This is a genomic window from Burkholderia sp. HI4860 (genome assembly GCF_002223045.2).
In the GTDB taxonomy this organism is placed as follows: domain Bacteria; phylum Pseudomonadota; class Gammaproteobacteria; order Burkholderiales; family Burkholderiaceae; genus Burkholderia.
In genome coordinates, this window is sequence record NZ_NKFO02000003.1 from 1,378,042 (window position 1) to 1,396,462 (window position 18,421).

Annotated in this window: 11 protein-coding genes, 2 tRNA genes and 2 rRNA genes; 1 reads left to right on the forward strand and 14 read right to left on the reverse strand. The window is 62.2% G+C overall.

The features are described from left to right. Positions 1-12: 12 nt before the first annotated feature. The 8 genes from mraY to coq7 all read right to left on the reverse strand — a co-directional run bounded on the left by mraY (position 13) and on the right by coq7 (position 8,725). The gene (gene mraY / locus CFB34_RS21685; RefSeq protein WP_006477019.1) at positions 13-1,182 is read right to left on the reverse strand and encodes a phospho-N-acetylmuramoyl-pentapeptide-transferase; all 1,170 of its coding nucleotides are present in this window, start codon (positions 1,180-1,182) and stop codon (positions 13-15) included. A gap of 16 nt (positions 1,183-1,198) precedes the next feature. Further along, a complete protein-coding gene (gene murF, locus CFB34_RS21690; protein ID WP_089439161.1) occupies positions 1,199-2,605 on the reverse strand; it encodes a UDP-N-acetylmuramoyl-tripeptide--D-alanyl-D-alanine ligase in 1,407 nt (468 codons plus the stop codon). Further along, positions 2,602-4,140, reverse strand: coding sequence for a UDP-N-acetylmuramoyl-L-alanyl-D-glutamate--2,6-diaminopimelate ligase (locus CFB34_RS21695; protein ID WP_089439160.1), 1,539 nt, complete (start codon positions 4,138-4,140; stop codon positions 2,602-2,604). The genes murF and CFB34_RS21695 overlap by 4 nt, the downstream gene beginning before the upstream one ends. Further along, positions 4,137-5,984, reverse strand: a complete 1,848-nt coding sequence (locus tag CFB34_RS21700) for a penicillin-binding protein 2 (RefSeq protein WP_089439159.1) — start codon at positions 5,982-5,984, stop codon at positions 4,137-4,139. Before CFB34_RS21700 ends, CFB34_RS21695 begins: the two co-directional genes overlap by 4 nt. Then, entirely contained in the window at positions 5,981-6,322 is a 342-nt protein-coding gene (gene ftsL / locus CFB34_RS21705; RefSeq protein WP_009694564.1) for a cell division protein FtsL, read from the reverse strand. The genes CFB34_RS21700 and ftsL overlap by 4 nt, the downstream gene beginning before the upstream one ends. Further along, positions 6,319-7,260: a 16S rRNA (cytosine(1402)-N(4))-methyltransferase RsmH gene (rsmH, locus tag CFB34_RS21710; RefSeq protein ID WP_011350832.1), complete on the reverse strand. Its 942-nt coding sequence runs from the start codon at positions 7,258-7,260 to the stop codon at positions 6,319-6,321. The genes ftsL and rsmH overlap by 4 nt, the downstream gene beginning before the upstream one ends. A gap of 23 nt (positions 7,261-7,283) precedes the next feature. Next, positions 7,284-7,712: a division/cell wall cluster transcriptional repressor MraZ gene (gene mraZ, locus CFB34_RS21715; protein WP_006487094.1), complete on the reverse strand. Its 429-nt coding sequence runs from the start codon at positions 7,710-7,712 to the stop codon at positions 7,284-7,286. Between the two features lie 386 nt (positions 7,713-8,098). Next, on the reverse strand, positions 8,099-8,725 hold the full coding sequence (coq7, locus tag CFB34_RS21720; RefSeq protein ID WP_089424416.1) for a 2-polyprenyl-3-methyl-6-methoxy-1,4-benzoquinone monooxygenase: 627 nt from the start codon (positions 8,723-8,725) through the stop codon (positions 8,099-8,101). Between the two features lie 276 nt (positions 8,726-9,001). On the opposite strand from coq7, the gene CFB34_RS21725 reads away from it, so the two are divergent. Next, positions 9,002-10,153: a porin gene (locus tag CFB34_RS21725; RefSeq protein ID WP_089439158.1), complete on the forward strand. Its 1,152-nt coding sequence runs from the start codon at positions 9,002-9,004 to the stop codon at positions 10,151-10,153. Positions 10,154-10,429: 276 nt separating this feature from the next. Here the strand turns inward: CFB34_RS21725 and CFB34_RS21730 are convergent, their stop codons facing one another. The 6 genes from CFB34_RS21730 to CFB34_RS21755 all read right to left on the reverse strand — a co-directional run bounded on the left by CFB34_RS21730 (position 10,430) and on the right by CFB34_RS21755 (position 18,393). Next, positions 10,430-12,103: a long-chain fatty acid--CoA ligase gene (locus tag CFB34_RS21730; protein ID WP_089439157.1), complete on the reverse strand. Its 1,674-nt coding sequence runs from the start codon at positions 12,101-12,103 to the stop codon at positions 10,430-10,432. A gap of 136 nt (positions 12,104-12,239) precedes the next feature. Beyond that, on the reverse strand, positions 12,240-14,315 hold the full coding sequence (locus CFB34_RS21735) for a molybdopterin oxidoreductase family protein (RefSeq protein ID WP_089439156.1): 2,076 nt from the start codon (positions 14,313-14,315) through the stop codon (positions 12,240-12,242). A gap of 452 nt (positions 14,316-14,767) precedes the next feature. Beyond that, positions 14,768-14,880: ribosomal RNA gene (rrf, locus tag CFB34_RS21740) — 5S ribosomal RNA — on the reverse strand. A gap of 153 nt (positions 14,881-15,033) precedes the next feature. Continuing rightward, positions 15,034-17,915 (reverse strand): 23S ribosomal RNA (locus CFB34_RS21745). A 281-nt stretch (positions 17,916-18,196) separates the two neighbouring features. After that, positions 18,197-18,272, reverse strand: a tRNA-Ala gene (locus CFB34_RS21750). Between the two features lie 44 nt (positions 18,273-18,316). Beyond that, positions 18,317-18,393, reverse strand: a tRNA-Ile gene (locus CFB34_RS21755). Positions 18,394-18,421 lie beyond the last annotated feature (28 nt).

Genomic DNA, 18,421 nt, shown 5'->3' on the forward strand with positions numbered 1-18,421 from the left:
GTTACCTTTCCTTTACCGCAGCTTGAGGGTGGTCAGACCGAACAGGCACAGCATCAGCGTGATGATCCAGAAACGCACGACCACCTGCGTTTCCTTCCAGCCGGACAATTCGAAATGGTGATGCAGCGGCGCCATCTTCAGCAGGCGCCGCCCTTCGCCGTAGCGCTTTTTCGTGTACTTGAACCACGAAACCTGCAGCATCACCGACAGCGTTTCCGCGACGAAGATGCCGCCCATGATGAACAGCACGATTTCCTGGCGCACGATCACCGCGACCGTGCCGAGCGCGCCGCCGAGCGCCAGCGCGCCGACGTCACCCATGAACACCTGCGCGGGGTGCGTGTTGTACCAGAGGAACGCGAGCCCTGCCCCACCCATCGCGGAACAGAAGATCAGCAGTTCGCCCGCGCCCGGAATGTGCGGGAACAGCAGGTATTTTGAATAGACCGCGCTGCCCATCACGTACGCGAACACACCCAGCGACGCACCGACCAGCACGACCGGCATGATCACGAGACCGTCGAGGCCGTCGGTCAGGTTCACCGCGTTGCTCGCGCCGACGATCACGAAGTACGTCAGCACGATAAAGCCCCACACGCCGAGCGGGTAGCTGATCGACTTCAGGAACGGCAGCATCAGGTCGGCGCGTGCCGGCAGCCCCATCGACAGGCCGCTCCTCACCCATGCCATGAACAGGTCGAACACCCGCACGTTGTTCGCCTCGGACACGCTGAAGGCGAGGTAGACGGCCGCGAACAGCCCGATCACCGATTGCCAGAAATACTTCTCGCGCGACGACATCCCGCGCGGGTCCTTGTGGACGACCTTGCGGTAATCGTCGACCCACCCGATCACGCCGAAACCGAACGTGACGAGCATCACGATCCAGATGAAACGGTTGGTCAGGTCGCCCCACAGCAGCGTTGCGACCGCGATGCCGATCAGGATCAGCACGCCGCCCATCGTCGGCGTGCCGGACTTGACCAGATGCGTCTGCGGACCGTCCTTGCGCACGGCCTGACCGACCTTCATTTGCGTCAGCTTGCGGATCACCCACGGTCCGCACACGAGCCCGATCCCAAGCGCGGTGATGGTGGCCATCACCGCACGGAACGTGAGGTACGTGAACAAGCGCAAAAAGCTTGCGTCTCCTTGCAGCCATTGCGCCAGCGCCAGCAGCATGCTTCCTTCCTTCTACTCAGTGTGCAGCGGGCGCCGTGCCCGCTGCGGGTTGGTTCGTCAGCGCGTCGACCACGCGCTCCATCTTCATGTACCGCGAGCCCTTCACGAGCAGCGTCGCCTGCGCGCCGTAACCCGCCGCGAGCAATGCGCCGACCAGCGCGTCGACGTCGTCGAAATGGCGGGCCGTGTCGCCGTACGCGGTGCAGGCATCGCGCGACGCGTCGCCGAGCGCGAACAGCGCGTCGATCCCGCGCTCGCGCGCATAGGCACCGACTTCGCGATGGAAGGCCGGGCCTTCGTCGCCGACCTCGCCCATGTCGCCAATCACCAGCACGCGCGGCGCCGGTTGCGCGGCGAGCACGTCGATCGCGGCACGCATCGAATCGGGATTCGCGTTGTACGTATCGTCGACGACCGTTGCGCCCGCGAGGCTGCCTGCGATCGCCTGTTTCACCTGCAGCCGGCCCTTGACCGGTTCGAACGATTCGAGCCCCTGCTTGATCGCCGACAGCGCGACGCCGGCGCCCAGCGCCGCCGCCGTGGCGGCCAGCGCGTTGCGCGCGTTGTGCTCGCCGAGCGCGCGCAGCCGCACCGTGACGGCGCCCGCGGGCGTGTCGATCGCGAGTTCGCCGCCGTGCAGGCGGCCCGTGACCTGCGCGTCGTTCTGCCGTTCGGCATCGTGCAGCGCGAAATCGAGGATCCGGTTACCGGTTGCCGCAACGCGCCAGATGCCCGCGTATGCGTCATCGGCCGGGAACACCGCGACGCCGTCCGGCGGCAGCGCGTGAATCACGGCCGCGTGCTCGAGCGCGACGGCTTCGACCGTCGCCATGAACTCCTGGTGCTCGCGCTGCGCGTTGTTGACGAGCGCGACCGTCGGCGCTGTGAGGCGCGCAAGGACTTCCGTCTCGCCCGGGTGATTCATCCCGATCTCGATCACCGCGAGACGATGCGCGGCCGACAGGCGCAGCAGCGTCAGCGGCAGGCCGACATCGTTGTTCAGGTTGCCGGCCGTCGCGAGCCGCGCGTCGGCGCCGACCGCCGCCGCGAAGATCGACGCGATCATTTCCTTGACGGTCGTCTTGCCGTTGCTGCCCGTCACTGCGACGAGCGGCAGCGCGAATCGTTGGCGCCAGCCATGCGCAAGCGCGCCGAGCGCAGCACGCGTTTCACCGCCTTCGATCACCGGCATCGTGACGCCCGCCGGCACGTGCGCGACCAGCGCCGCGGCAGCACCGCGCGCGGCGACATCGCCGAGGAAGTCGTGCGCATCGAAGCGCTCGCCTTTCAGTGCGACGAACAGGTCGCCGGGACCGGCCGTGCGGCTGTCCGTCGACACCCGGTCGAACGTGACGCCCGCGTCGCCGTGGACGGTCGCGCCGGGGATCAGCCGAGCGGCTTCGCCGAGACTGAGCATCGTCATTCGGCGCCTCCCTTGCCGTGCGTCGCGCGCGCTGCGAGCGCGAGCCGCGCGTGATCCTGGTCGGAGAACGTACGCTTCTTGCCCATGATTTCCTGCGTGGCCTCGTGGCCCTTGCCGGCCAGCACGACGACATCCTCGCGTGCCGCGCCGCGCACGGCCTGCAGGATCGCGCTCGCGCGATCCTCGATACGGCGTGCGTGATCGGGCGCGGTCATGCCCGCGACGATCTGGTCGATGATGCGCTGCGGATCCTCGCTGCGCGGGTTGTCGCTCGTGACGACGGTTTCGTCGGCGAGCCGCTCCGCGATCGCGCCCATCAGCGGGCGCTTCGTCGCATCGCGATCGCCGCCGCAGCCGAACATGCAGACGAGCCGGCCGCCGCGCGCCGTGGCGATCGGGCGCAGCGCGTCGAGCGTCTTTTCGAGCGCGTCGGGCGTGTGTGCGTAGTCGATCACGACCAGCGGTTCGTCGTTCTGCAGCCGGCCGCCGAGCCGCTGCATCCGGCCGTTGACAGACTCGAGCCGTGCGATCTCGGCGAGCGCCGCGTCGAACGGCACGTCGGCCGCAAGCAGCGAGCCGAGCACGGCCAGCAGGTTGCTGACGTTGAACGTGCCGAGCGTGCCGACCTCGACGTCCGCGTCGCCCCACGACGATCGCAGGCGGAACGCCGTGCCGGTCGCGGTGGCGCGCACGTCGAGCGCGACCAGTTCGCGATCGGCGTCCGGCACCGGTGCATCACCGATCCCGTACGCGATCGTACGCACGCGACCGGCCAGTTTCTCGAGCAGGCGCCGACCTGCTGCGTCGTCGCGGTTGACGACCGCCGCGCGCAGGCCGCGCCATGCGAACAGCTTCGCCTTCGCGGCTTCGTACGCGTCGAACGTGCCGTGATAGTCGAGGTGATCCTGCGTGAGGTTCGTAAACACCGCGATGTCGAAAGCCGTCCCGTTCACGCGCCCCTGGTGCAGCGCGTGCGACGACACCTCCATCGCCACGGCCTTCGCGCCCGCGTCGCGCAATTGCGCGAGGCTGCGCTGCAGTTGCGGCGCGTCGGGCGTCGTGAAACCGGTCGGCACGAGCTGGCCGGGCATCCCGGTGCCGAGCGTGCCGATCACCGCGCACGGCTGGTGCAGCGCCGTCAGCGCGGTGGCGATCCACTGCGTGCACGAGGTCTTGCCGTTCGTGCCGGTCACCCCCACCGCGAGCAGGTTGTCGCTCGGATCGCCGTACCAGCCGCTGGCGATCTCGCCGGCGAGCTGGTCGAACGCCGGCACGGCCAGTGCGACAGGCACCGCCGGCGCAGCGGCCAGCCCTTCCGGCTGATACAGCACGGCAGCCGCACCGCGCGCGACGGCTTCGGCCATGAATGCGCGGTTGTCGGCCCCGTCGACCGCATACGCAAAAAACACGTCGCCCGCCTCGAGGCTGCGCGTGTCGGCATGCAGTTGCGCTGCAGGGGCCACATGCTGACGCAGCCACGCAAGCGCGGCTGCGATCTGCTGATGCGCCGGATGGGAACTGCGAGCGGCGCTCATCGAACAACTCCTGGTGAATTACGCGTCGTGCTGGACACGATCATATGCTTCGCACCGCTCCCCGCGGGCAGCTTTTGCGGCCCCGTCGCGGAAGGTGCTGCCGGCGAATCGTCAGACACGACGAGCTGCTTGATCGGCATGTTCGGCGGCACGTTCAGCGCACGCATCGTGTCGCCGGCGATCGCCGAGAATACGGGGCCGGACACCTGGCCGCCAAAGTGGCTGCCGGCGGTCGGCTCGTCGACCGACACCGCGACGACGATGCGCGGATTCGGCATCGGCGCCATCCCGACGAACGAGGCGCGGTACTTGCGCGTGTAGCCGTGGCCTTCATGCTTGTACGCGGTACCGCTCTTGCCGCCGACGCGATAGCCCGGCACGGCCGCATCCGGCGACGTGCCGCCCGGCGCCACCACCGTCTCGAGCATCGCGCGCACTTCGCGCGCGGTGGTCGGGTTGAACACCTGCGTGCCGACGACCGGCTGGTTGGGGTCGGTCTTGAAAATGGTCACGGGCATCAGCTCGCCGTCATGCGCGATCGCCGTGTAGGCGCGCGCGAGCTGGAACAGCGACACCGACAGGCCGTAGCCGTACGACATCGTCGCCTGCTCGATGCGGCGCCAGCTCTTCCATGGACGCAGGCGGCCGGCCACCGCGCCCGGGAACCCGACCTTCGGCGCCTGGCCGAGGCCGATGCTCGTATACATATTCCACATTTCCTCGGGCCGCATCGTCATCGCGATCTTCGTCGCGCCGATGTTGCTCGACTTCTGGATCACGCCGCCGACCGTCAGCGTGCCGAAACCCGCGTCGTCGGTGATCGGTGCGCCATCGAGCACGAAATGCCCGTTGCCCGTCTCGACGAGCGTGTTCGGCGTCACGCGGTGCAGGTCGAGCGCGAGCGACACCGTAAACGGCTTCATGATCGAGCCCGGCTCGAACACGTCGGTCATGATCCGGTTGCGCAACTGCTCGCCCGTCATGCGCGAGCGGTCGTTCGGGTTGTACGTCGGGTAGTTGACGAGTGCGAGCACCTCGCCGGTGCGCACGTCGACGACCATCGCCGCGCCGGCCTTCGCCTTGAACTTCTCGACGGCGGACTTCAGGTTCGCGTACGCGATGTACTGGATCTTGCTGTCGATCGACAGGTCGACGTCGGTGCCGTTGTGCGGCGGGATCTGCTCGGCGACGTCCTCGACGATGTGCCCCATCCGGTCCTTGATCACGCGACGCATGCCCGACGTGCCGGACAGCATCTTCTGGTCGCCCAGCTCGACGCCTTCCTGCCCTTCGTCCTCGACGTTCGTGAAGCCGATCAGGTGAGCGGTGATCTCGCCTTCCGGATAGAAGCGCTTGTATTCGTTGCGCTGATAGATACCGGGAATGTCGAGCGCGGCGACCTTGTCCGCCACGTCGATCGGCACCTGGCGCTTGACGTAGACGAAACCCTTGTCTTCCGACAGCTTCACGCGCAGTTCCTTCGACGTCATGCCGAGGAGCTTGCCGAGCTGATTGACCTTGTCGGCATCGAGATCGTCCGGCACCGCGTCGGGAATCGCCCAGATCGCGCGCACGGGCAGGCTCGTCGCGAGCACGAGCCCGTTACGATCGAGAATCTTGCCGCGCGTCGCCGGCAGATCGATCGTGCGCTGATAGCGGCTTTCGCCCTGCTTCCGATAGAACGCGTTGCCGGGCCCCTGGATCCAGAACGCGCGTGCGGCCAGCGCGACGAACGCCATGAACAGCAGAAACACGACGAGCTTCGAGCGCCACATCGGCAGATGCACACCGAGCACGGGGCTCGACGAGAACTTCACGTTATGGCGCTGCGGGGACGGCTTCATCGCGCGCCTCCCTTGCCCTTGCCGGCCGTGTCCGCCGAAGCCGGGATCGGCGCATCGATCGCCTTCGCGGCGCCCGGCGGAAGCGTCAGGTATTGCGTGCGGCCGGTCGTGATCGGCTGCATCTTCAGTGAATCGTTCGCGAGCTGCTCGATGCGCGAGGTCTTCGACAGCGCGCTCTGCTGATATTGAAGCTGCGCGTAGTCCTGCTGGAGCTGACGCTCCTGCGACTGCGCACGCTGCAGCTGGATGAAGATCTGGCGCTGCTGGTTCGTCGAATTGACGACCGACAGCGCGCAACCCATCACGATGATCAGCAGGAAGATGTTGAAGCGGCTCATGGCGTGACGCGCTCCGCAATGCGCATCACGGCGGAGCGGGCGCGCGGATTCGCTGCAACTTCCGCTTCACTCGGAAACTGGCGGCTGATGATCTTGAGCGGCGGGCTCGGGAGGTCGACGGCGCGGATCGGCAGGCGACGATCGACCGCAGGCGCACTCGCGTGCGCCTGCATGAATCGCTTGACGATCCGGTCCTCGAGTGAATGAAAGCTGATGACCACCAGCCGCCCCCCTTGCTCCAGCAACGACAATGCCGCGTCTAGTACGACTTGCAGGTCCGCAAGCTCTTGATTGACGTGAATCCGTATAGCCTGAAAGGTGCGGGTTGCCGGATCCTTGCCCTTCTCACGGGTTTTGACGACGTGACCCACGATTTGGGCAAGCTCGCCCGTGGTGTCGAGAGGCCCAAGACGGTCGGACTCTGCCCGGCGAGCAACAAGCGCCTTTGCAATCTGAAAAGCAAACCGTTCTTCCCCATAATCCCGTATCACCTCCGTCAATTCCTGCACCGAAGCCCGTGCGAGCCATTCCGCCGCCGACTCGCCGCGCGTCGGATCCATCCGCATGTCCAGCGGACCATCGGCGCGGAAGCTGAAGCCGCGCGCCGGATCGTCCACCTGCGGCGAGGACACGCCCAGGTCGAGCAACACCCCCGACACCTTCTCGACGCCGCGCGCCGCAAGCGCGTCGCGCATCGATGCAAAGCTGTCATGCACGATCGAGAAGCGCGCATCCTCGATGCCCTGCGCCGTCTCGATCGCTCTCGGATCCTTGTCGAACGCGATCAGCCGCCCGCCCGGCGCCAGCCGCGCGAGCACCGCACGGCTATGGCCGCCGCGCCCGAACGTACCGTCGACATAAATGCCGTCCGGTCGCGTCACGAGCGATTCGACCGCTTCGTCCAACAACACGGTCCGATGCTGCAATTCGTTTCCCATCGCGGGCGTCTCCGTCACCGCAATCAGAACGTGAAATTCTTCAGCGCGTCGGGCATGCCCTGCGCCATCGCTGCCTGCTCCTTCGCGTTGTAGGTCTGCGAATCCCACAGCTCGAAGTGACTACCCATTCCCAACAACATGACTTCCTTTTCCAGTCCGGCTGCCATGCGCAGCTCGGGCGATACGAGAATCCGGCCCGCGCTGTCGAGATCGACATCCATCGCATTGCCGAGAAAAATGCGCCGCCACCAGTGCGCGTCCATCGGCAGCGCGGCGATCTTGGCGCGGAATACTTCCCATTCGGGGCGCGGAAACAGCAACAGGCAGCCGTCCGGGTGCTTGGTCACAGTCACCCGTCCTTCTGCCTGTCCTTGCAGCGCTTCGCGATAGCGAGCCGGCACCGACATCCGCCCTTTCGCATCGAGCGTCAGCGCCGACGCCCCTTGGAACACTTTCCGCTCTCCCGTTCAGGGCACCGAAGCACCCGCTACATGCTGAGAATTTAGCCGGAATAGCCCGCCAAATCACACAAAAATACACTTTCTCACACTGTCTCCCACTTTAGAGGAAGGGTGTGGCACGGTCAAGGGAGCGGCCCGCTTTTTTGACGAATTTTGTTAGTTAGAACAAGGACTTACGCGCACATGCTCATGCGGCCCCTCATTCTAAAAACCGTTATAAATGAATGAGCTAGTGCAACTTGTGAAGGTGATACGTGAGAAAGACGGGCCAGACGGGTGTGCGGACGGGGCTTTCGGGGGCGGGAAAACGCGGAATAAACGGGCGGTATCAGCGGTGGGGAACCGGGGCGACGTCATGCATCGCCCCGGTGAGAATCTCACAGATAGTACGCAGTGCTCGTCATGACTTTCGACGCGGCGCGCATCAGCATCCGTGCGGGCAGCGGCAGTTCGATCCCGCCTGCGTCGGCCGCGGCCTTGCCGTGCTTCACCTCGTCGATACGCATCTGGTCGACGATCGCGCGCGACGCGGTATCGGCCGCCGGCAACTCGGACATGTGGCCTTCGAGATGGCTCTCGACCTGCCGTTCGGTCTCTGCCATGAAGCCGAGGCTGACCTTGTCGCCGAGCGCGCCGGCCGCCACGCCGATTGCGAGCGAACCCGCATACCAGAGCGGGTTCAGCAGGCTCGGGCGCGAGTCGAGTTCTTTCAGGCGATGCGCGGTCCACGCGAGGTGATCCTCCTCCTCGCGTGCCGCCTCCTCGAACATCGCCTTCGCCGACGCCGTGCGCGCGGTGAGTTTCTGCGCCTGGTACAGCGCCTGTGCGCAGACCTCCCCGACGTGGTTCACGCGCATCAGCCCGGCGGCATGCGTACGCTCCGCAGGCGTCAGTTCGACGGCCGGCGCCTCCGCCGGCGCGGGCACCGGCCGGCTCATCCGGCTAATGCCGGTCAGCGATCGCAGGCCGCGATCGAATTCGCTGATCAGTTCATCCAACACCATCCTGTTCTCCTGGCTGCAGGTGCTGCCGCGAGCGGCAAAGGCACGAGTCCGCTGCGTAACCGACTTGATTATTCAGCGGAAATTGCGGTTAACCCGTGATTTTAACCATTGTTGCATAAAGGAAACATGGCGACCTTGAGCTGCGGCATTTCGCTTTGTGGCAAAAAACGGTTTTGCTACATTACGTGCGACTTCTTGCGAAGTTGATGGGGCCCGTCAACAGAACATAACTATCCGCCCCGCCAGAAAAATTCAGTGAATTTTGGAGATCCGTTAATGAAAAAGTCGCTTCTCGCGCTCGTCGCGCTGGGCGCGTTCGCTGGCGCTGCCCACGCGCAAAGCAGCGTGACGCTTTACGGCATCATCGATGAAGGCCTGCTCTTCAACAACAACGCGGGCGGCAAGCACCTGTACAGCATGGCCAGCGGCGTGATGCAAGGCAGCCGCTTCGGCCTGCGCGGCACCGAAGACCTCGGTGGTGGCCTGAAGGCGATCTTCACCCTCGAAAACGGTTTCGACGTGAACAGCGGCAAGCTCGGTCAGGGCGGCCTGATGTTCGGTCGTCAAGCTTACGTGGGCCTGTCGAGCCAGTACGGTACGGTCACGCTGGGTCGTCAATACGACTCCGTCGTCGACTTCGTCGGCCCGCTCGAGGCAGGCGACCAGTGGGGCGGCTACATCGCCGCTCACCCGGGTGACCTCGACAACTTCAACAACGCGTATCGCGTGAACAACGCGGTCAAGTTCACGAGCAACACGTACGGCGGCTTCTCGTTCGGCGGCTTGTACAGCTTCGGCGGTCAGGCAGGCCAGTTCTCGAAGAACCAGGTCTGGTCGCTCGGCGCAGGCTACAACAACGGCCCGCTGGTCTTGGGCGTCGGTTACTTGAACGCACGTACGCCGAACCAGTTCGGCGGCATGTTCAACAACGGCTCGGCGTCGTCGTCGGTCTCGTCGCCGATCTACGGCGCGTACGCGAACAACGCGAACACGTACCAGGTCATCGGTGCAGGCGGCGCCTACACGTTCGGCGCAGCGACGATCGGCGCGACGTACTCGAACACGAAGTTCAAGGGCTTCTCCGCGGGCCCGTTCGTGAACCAGACCGCGACGTTCAACAACGGCGAAATCAACTTCAAGTATCAGCTGACCCCGGCGCTGATTCTCGGCGCTGCGTACGACTACACGCAAGGCAGCAAGATCGACGGCAACTCGGCAGCCAAGTACCACCAAGGCTCGCTGGGCGTCGACTACTTCCTGTCGAAGCGTACGGACGTGTACGCAATCGGCGTGTACCAGCACGCATCGGGCAACGTGCTCGACTCGAACGGCGACGTCCTGAAGGCGACGGCAGCGATCAACGGTCTCGCAGGTTCGAGCTCGGCCAACCAGGTCGCAGCACGCGTCGGCATCCGCCACAAGTTCTAATCAGCTTGCCTGGCAAGCCGCAGCATATTGAAGGCGCCTTCGGGCGCCTTTTTCTTTTCCGGTCGGGGCAGCCGCGAAGCCTGAGCGTGGCGAATCGTACCGCCTGCGACAAACCGGTTTCGGGGGTGCCGTGCCGCCCCTGCGGCATCGAAACGTGCTGCCGCCACCGCAAGCCCACTCCGGCAGCCGCGTCGCTCGAAAACAGCCTCGCCGGAGCCACGCCACAAACCAAAAAGCCCGGCACAAGCCGGGCTTCCCTTTCGTTCGACCGCGCCGTTACGCGCGTCCGTCGCGCAGTTCGCGCCGCAGGATCTTGCCGACGTTCGTTTTCGGCAGCTCCGTACGGAACTCGACCAGCTTCGGCCGCTTGTAGCCGGTGAGCCGCTCCTTGCAGTAGGCGAGGATGTCCTTGTCGGTGAGCGCCGGGTCCTTCTTCACGACGAACAACTTCACGGCTTCGCCGGAATGCTCGTCGGGCACGCCGACCGCCGCCACCTCGAACACGCCCGGATGCGACGCCACCACGTCCTCGACTTCGTTCGGGTACACGTTGAAGCCCGACACGAGGATCATGTCCTTCTTCCGGTCGACGATCTTCACGTAACCTCGCGCATCCATCACGCCGACGTCGCCCGTCTTGAAGAAGCCGTCCGCGAACATGACCTTCGCGGTTTCGTCCGGCCGGTTCCAGTAGCCGGCCATCACCTGCGGCCCGCGGATGCAGATCTCGCCGGGTTCGCCGAGCGCGACGTCGTTGCCGGCGTCGTCGCGAATCGCCACTTCGGTCGACGGCAGCGGCAAGCCGATCGTCCCGCTGTACTCGGTCGCCGTCACGGGGTTGCAGGTCGCCACCGGCGACGTTTCGGACAACCCGTAACCTTCGATGATTGCCGTATGGGTCTTTTCATACCAGCGTTTCGCGACGCCTTCCTGGATCGCCATGCCGCCGCCGTTGGCGATCACGAGCTTCGACAGGTCGAGCTGATTGAATTCCGGGTGGTTCAGCAGTGCGTTGTACAGCGTATTGACTGCCGGGATCGTCGAGATCTGGTAGCCCTTCAGCTCCTTGATCATCCCGGCGATGTCGCGCGGGTTCGGGATCAGGATACCCATGCCACCCGTACGCATCGTCAGGAAGCCGCAGACGGTCAGCGCGAACACGTGATACAGCGGCAGCGCGACAACCGTCACGAACTGTTTCACGTCGGGGAATTTCTCATGCGCCGGATGATGCCAGGCGCCCGCCTGCAACACGTTCGACACGATGTTCCTATGCAGTAGCGTCGCCCCCTTCGCCACGCCGGTCGTACCGCCCGTATATTGCAGGAACGCGACGTCATCGGGGCCGATCTTCTGCGCCTTGAATGCCTGGCGCGCCCCTTCCGACAGTGCGGCCTTGAAGCGCGTGAACGACGGCAGCTGCCAGGCAGGCACCATCTTCTTGACGTTGCGCACGACGTAGTTGACGAGCCATCCCTTGATGCCCAGCAGATCGCCCATCGATGCGACGACGACGTGCTTGACGCCCGTATTCGCGATGACGGCCTGCAGCGTCGACGCAAAATTCTCGAGGATGACGATCGCCTCCGCACCGCTGTCCTTCAGCTGATGCTCGAGCTCGCGCGGCGTATAGAGCGGATTGACGTTGACGACGGTGTAGCCCGCGCGCAGCACCGCAGCGATCGCCACGGGGTACTGCAGCACGTTCGGCATCATGATCGCGACGCGCGCCCCGCGCGCAAGCCCGCGCGATTGCAGCCACGCGCCGAACTGGCGCGACAGCTTGTCGAGTTCGCCGTACGTGATGCCCTTGCCCATGCAGACGAATGCCGTGCGGTCGCGATACTGCCGGAAGCTTTCGTCGAGCAGGTCGGGAACAGAGGGGTAAGGAGACGCGTCAATTTCGGCTGGAACGCCGGGTGGGTACGATTTCAGCCAAATTTTGTCCATACCGCGCGTCTCCTCACTGATTTTCGAATGGTCGTGCTAAAACGCATCGTAACGGCTCGCTCGTTCCGAGACAACAGGGTTAGATGTCCACTTCGAACTTCCGTGGAAATTCGTCTGATCATACGGGGATATCCGATCAAACGCGCTCAACTTCCACGAGGCAGTCGTAGAACGTCGCCGAATTCCCGAGATCGGTAAGTGCCTGGCTCGTCACTTCGTTCGCGTTTCTGCCGTCCGGCGACAGTTTCTTCCACCAGATCGACAGCCCGACGACGAGCCCTGCGCGCGCTCGATCGGTAACTCTCGCGAGCGCCTGCATCGATCCGCGGTCGTTGAAGATGCGAACGACGTCACCTTCCGCGATCCCGCGCGCATCGGCGTCAGACGGGTGGATGTCGAGATGCGGCTCGCCTTCGGTATGACGCAGGCTGTCGACGTTCACGAACGTACTGTTCAGGAAGTGGCGAGCCGGCGGCGAGATCATCGCGAGCGGATAGCGTGCGGCGAGCTCCGGCGCGGCCTCGGCCGACTCGAACGGCGGCAGGTAGTCGGGCACGGGATCCGCGCCCATCTGCTCGAGTCGGGGGCTGTAGAACTCACACTTGCCGGACGGCGTGCGGAAACCACCGTTTGCGAACGGCGCCTCCGGCAGCTTGAGCTTCAACCAGCCATCGCGCTTGAGCGTATCCCAATCGCTGTCGAGCACCGGATCGTCCCAGCGGAGCGCCGCGCGCGCGACCTCTTCGTCGCTGTGATAAAGCGCCGGTTCATCGAGCCCCATGCTTCGCGCGATGCCGCGGAAGATCTCCGTATTCGGCCGAGCCTCTCCCACCGGAGGAATCGACGGCAGGTTCGCCATCACGTAGGTGTGACCGTACGATTTGTGGATGTCCAGATGCTCGAGCTGGGTGGTGGCCGGCAACACAATGTCGGCGAAATCGACGGTATCTGTCTTGAAATGCTCGAGAACGACCGTGAACAGATCCTCACGCGCGAACCCTGCCGCGACCTTCGATGAATCCGGCGCGACCGCCACCGGATTCGAATTGTAGACGATCACCGCTTCGACCTTTGGCCCGAAGGTGGCGTCGCCCGGGTGCAGCAGCGCGTCGCCGATTGCGTTCATGTTGATGATGCGGGGCAGTTTGTGCGGCCAGCCCGGCATCAAATCCGGGCGAAGCAGCGCAGCCTGGTTCACCGGCGCGGATTCCGACGACGAGAGCAACAGCCCGCCGGCCCGGTCCCGCCAGGCGCCCGTGAGTGCTGGCAGGCTTGCGATCGCGCGTACGGCGTTGCCACCGCCGCGAACGCGCTGCATGCCGTAGTTGAGTCGGATCGATGCCTTGCGGGTGGCACCGTAACAACGTGCAAGGTCGATCAGTTCCGACGCGTCGATCCCGCAGATCTGCGCAACGCGTTCCGGCGGATAGGACATCGCCCGCTTCTTGAGCGCGTCGAAGCCGAGCGTATGGCTGGCGATGTAATCGTGGTCGAGCAGGTCTTCGGTTATTAGCACGTGCATCATGCCGAGTGCGAACGCGCCGTCGGTACCAGGCTTCACCGCGATGTGCTGATGACACTTCTCGGCTGTCAGCGAACGATACGGATCGATGGCGACAAGACGTGCGCCTCGGCGCTTCGCTTCCTGCGCACGCGTCCAGAAGTGCAGGCTCGACGCGATCGGGTTTGCTCCCCAAATCAGAATCAGCTCGCTTTCCTCGAAATGCTCGAGGTGCATGCCGAGACTGCCGCCATAGGTGTAACGCAACCCCGCTGCACCGGCCGCCGCGCAAATCGTGCGCTCGAGCCGCGAGGCGCCGAGCTTGTGGAAGAATCGCTGGGCGATGCCCTCCCCCTGCACGAGCCCCATCGTCCCTGCGTAGCTGTACGGCATGATCGCTTCCGGCGCGTGCGCCGCGATTTCACCGATACGACGGCCGATCTCATCGAACGCCTCGTCCCAGCTGATGGGTATGAAATGCCCCTCCCCCTTGGCACCGACGCGCTTGAGCGGGACGGTGAGGCGGTCGGGGTGATGAACGCGATCGGCGTATCGACTGACTTTCGTACACAACACGCCTTGTGTCGGCGGATGGTCGGGATCGCCCGTGACCTTGATCGCCTTGCCGTTTTCGACGGTCACACGCATTGCGCACGTGTCCGGACAATCATGCGGGCAAACGGCCCTAGCTACCTGAATGGCGGCGTTCATCGTTTTGTGTGCAGAGATGGGGATTCGCAAATTTTACGTGGACACGCCGAATTAAGCGTTCATTTCGTACGGTGTCTGAGGTATTTGGCCGAAACGCGATGGGGGAATCGGTTCAGTTTCGGTGGTTCGGTGCGTCGTCCGCGGGGGATTTGCGTGGCGACCCGACACTCGTTGTCGACGATGGCAAGCTGATCACGTACGAGTGTGCTGCCCCAGGTGCGGGAGAGAGAAATTGCAGCTTTGATCGGAGATGGCAGCAATAGGCCAAAGGATCGCGGATGATACTGGCCGATTGGCGTGCCGGGAGCTGCGAGCTCTCGGGAACGGCAGGCGTCTGAATCGACACATTCGGCGCGTGGATATGGCCAGGCCGTCCACTCCGCGCCCCATGCATTTCTGCCGCTTAAATGCAAAAACCCCCGCCTTTCGGGCGGGGGTTCTTGGCTTAGGGAGCCTGACGATTACCTACTTTCACACGGGAATCCGCACTATCATCGGCGTAGAGTCGTTTCACGGTCCTGTTCGGGATGGGAAGGGGTGGGACCGACTCGCTATGGTCATCAGGCAAAGAGGGTTGTTGTGCTGGCTTCGCAGCAAAACCAATCCGGGAAGAAGCAGTAATCTTGAGTTGTGTGTATCACACACGAGAATCCAACTTGTCGCTTGGGATCGCAGCTCGTGCAGGGCACGGCGCCGATCTACAAGGCAGACTTGTTATAGGATCAAGCCTTACGGGCAATTAGTATCAGTTAGCTGAACGCATTACTGCGCTTACACACCTGACCTATCAACGTCCTGGTCTCGAACGACCCTTCAAGGGGATCTAGTCCCCAGGGATATCTCATCTTAAGGCGAGTTTCCCGCTTAGATGCTTTCAGCGGTTATCTCTTCCGAACATAGCTACCCGGCGATGCCACTGGCGTGACAACCGGTACACCAGAGGTTCGTCCACTCCGGTCCTCTCGTACTAGGAGCAGCCCCCTTCAAATATCCAACGCCCACGGCAGATAGGGACCAAACTGTCTCACGACGTTTTAAACCCAGCTCACGTACCTCTTTAAATGGCGAACAGCCATACCCTTGGGACCGGCTACAGCCCCAGGATGAGATGAGCCGACATCGAGGTGCCAAACACCGCCGTCGATATGAACTCTTGGGCGGTATCAGCCTGTTATCCCCAGAGTACCTTTTATCCGTTGAGCGATGGCCCTTCCATACAGAACCACCGGATCACTATGACCTGCTTTCGCACCTGCTCGACTTGTCGGTCTCGCAGTTAAGCACGCTTATGCCATTGCACTATCAGCACGATTTCCGACCGTACCTAGCGTACCTTCGTACTCCTCCGTTACGCTTTGGGAGGAGACCGCCCCAGTCAAACTGCCTACCATGCACTGTCCCCGACCCGGATCACGGGCCAAGGTTAGAACCTCAAACAAACCAGGGTGGTATTTCAAGGACGGCTCCACCGAAACTAGCGTTCCGGTTTCATAGCCTCCCACCTATCCTACACAGATCGGTTCAAAGTCCAATGCAAAGCTACAGTAAAGGTTCATGGGGTCTTTCCGTCTAGCCGCGGGTAGATTGCATCATCACAAACACTTCAACTTCGCTGAGTCTCGGGAGGAGACAGTGTGGCCATCGTTACGCCATTCGTGCAGGTCGGAACTTACCCGACAAGGAATTTCGCTACCTTAGGACCGTTATAGTTACGGCCGCCGTTTACCGGGACTTCAATCAAGAGCTTGCACCCCATCATTTAATCTTCCGGCACCGGGCAGGCGTCACACCCTATACGTCCACTTTCGTGTTTGCAGAGTGCTGTGTTTTTATTAAACAGTCGCAGCCACCAGTTTATTGCAACCCCTTCACCCTCCTGGCGCAGGCCAGTCAAGCTACAAGGGCGTACCTTATCCCGAAGTTACGGTACCAATTTGCCGAGTTCCTTCTCCCGAGTTCTCTCAAGCGCCTTAGAATACTCATCTCGCCCACCTGTGTCGGTTTGCGGTACGGTCATCGTTAGACTGAAGCTTAGAGGCTTTTCTTGGAACCACTTCCAATTGCTTCGCTCCCTAAGGAGCTCGCGCCACACCCTTGAATTACGCGCCCGGATTTGCCTAAGCGCCTTCTCCAATGCAGCGACCGGGACTTCCAACACCCGGACAACCTTCCGCGATCCGTCCCCCCATCGCATCTAACAATGGTGCAGGAATATTGACCTGCTTCCCATCAGCTACGCATTTCTGCCTCGCCTTAGGGGCCGACTCACCCTACGCCGATGAACGTTGCGTAGGAAACCTTGGGCTTACGGCGAGGGGGCCTTTCACCCCCTTTATCGCTACTCATGTCAGCATTCGCACTTCCGATACCTCCAGCACGCTTTTCAACGCACCTTCGCAGGCTTACGGAACGCTCTCCTACCATGCGTGCAAAGCACGCATCCGCAGCTTCGGTATATAGCTTAGCCCCGTTACATCTTCCGCGCAGGACGACTCGATCAGTGAGCTATTACGCTTTCTTTAAAGGGTGGCTGCTTCTAAGCCAACCTCCTGACTGTTTTAGCCTTCCCACTTCGTTTCCCACTTAGCTATATTTGGGGACCTTAGCTGGCGGTCTGGGTTGTTTCCCTCTTGACACCGGACGTTAGCACCCGATGTCTGTCTCCCGTGATTGCACTCTTCGGTATTCGGAGTTTGCTATGGCGGGGTAATCTGCAATAGACCCCCCAACCATGACAGTGCTCTACCCCCGAAGGTGAGACACGAGGCACTACCTAAATAGTTTTCGGAGAGAACCAGCTATTTCCAAGTTTGTTTAGCCTTTCACCCCTATCCACAGCTCATCCCCTAACTTTTCAACGTTAGTGGGTTCGGACCTCCAGTACGTGTTACCGCACCTTCATCCTGGCCATGGATAGATCACTTGGTTTCGGGTCTACGCCCAGCAACTGAACGCCCTATTCGGACTCGCTTTCGCTACGCCTGCCCTATACGGTTAAGCTTGCTACTGAACGTAAGTCGCTGACCCATTATACAAAAGGTACGCCGTCACCCCTTTCGAGGCTCCGACTGTTTGTATGCATGCGGTTTCAGGATCTATTTCACTCCCCTCCCGGGGTTCTTTTCGCCTTTCCCTCACGGTACTGGTTCACTATCGGTCGATCACGAGTATTTAGCCTTGGAGGATGGTCCCCCCATCTTCAGACAGGATTTCACGTGTCCCGCCCTACTTGTCGCACACCTAGTTCTTTCATACTGTTTTCGCCTACAGGGCTATCACCTGCTATGGCCGCACTTTCCAGAGCGTTCGGCTAACAATACAAATAAAGAGTGCAAGGCTCATCCCATTTCGCTCGCCACTACTTTGGGAATCTCGGTTGATTTCTTTTCCTGCGGTTACTTAGATGTTTCAGTTCACCGCGTTCGCTTCACATGGCCTATGTATTCAGCCATGGATACTCCAAAAGGAGTGGGTTTCCCCATTCGGACATCTACGGATCAAAGCTTGTTTGCCAGCTCCCCGTAGCTTTTCGCAGGCTACCGCGTCCTTCATCGCCTGTGATCGCCAAGGCATCCACCACATGCACTTGTTCGCTTGACCCTATAACGAGTCTGTCTCGCGACAGTCGCTACAGGTTGAGTTCTCGCGTTGTGCCGTATTCCAATTTAAGTCGAACATAGAGTTCGAATCATCTTGAGATACATCGATACAATCACAACCCGGATAGTTTCCACGTCCATCTCAAGACGCTTCCGCTATCCAAATTACTTGCTTCTTCCAGATTGTTAAAGAACGACAGCCGATATCTGTTGATATCCTCTGACTGGCTCAATCGCCAATGACAAAGATTCGACTCAAGTCGAATGCTTGTCATTGAAGATTGGTGGAGGCAGACGGGATCGAACCGACGACCCCCTGCTTGCAAAGCAGGTGCTCTCCCAGCTGAGCTATGCCCCCATGAGTACAGATTTGCCTCAGGTACCTACCGCCAGACAAGACAATGGTGGGTCTGGTTGGATTCGAACCAACGACCCCCGCCTTATCAAGACGGTGCTCTAACCGACTGAGCTACAGACCCCTGAGTCTGTCTTTAAATTTACAGCCGA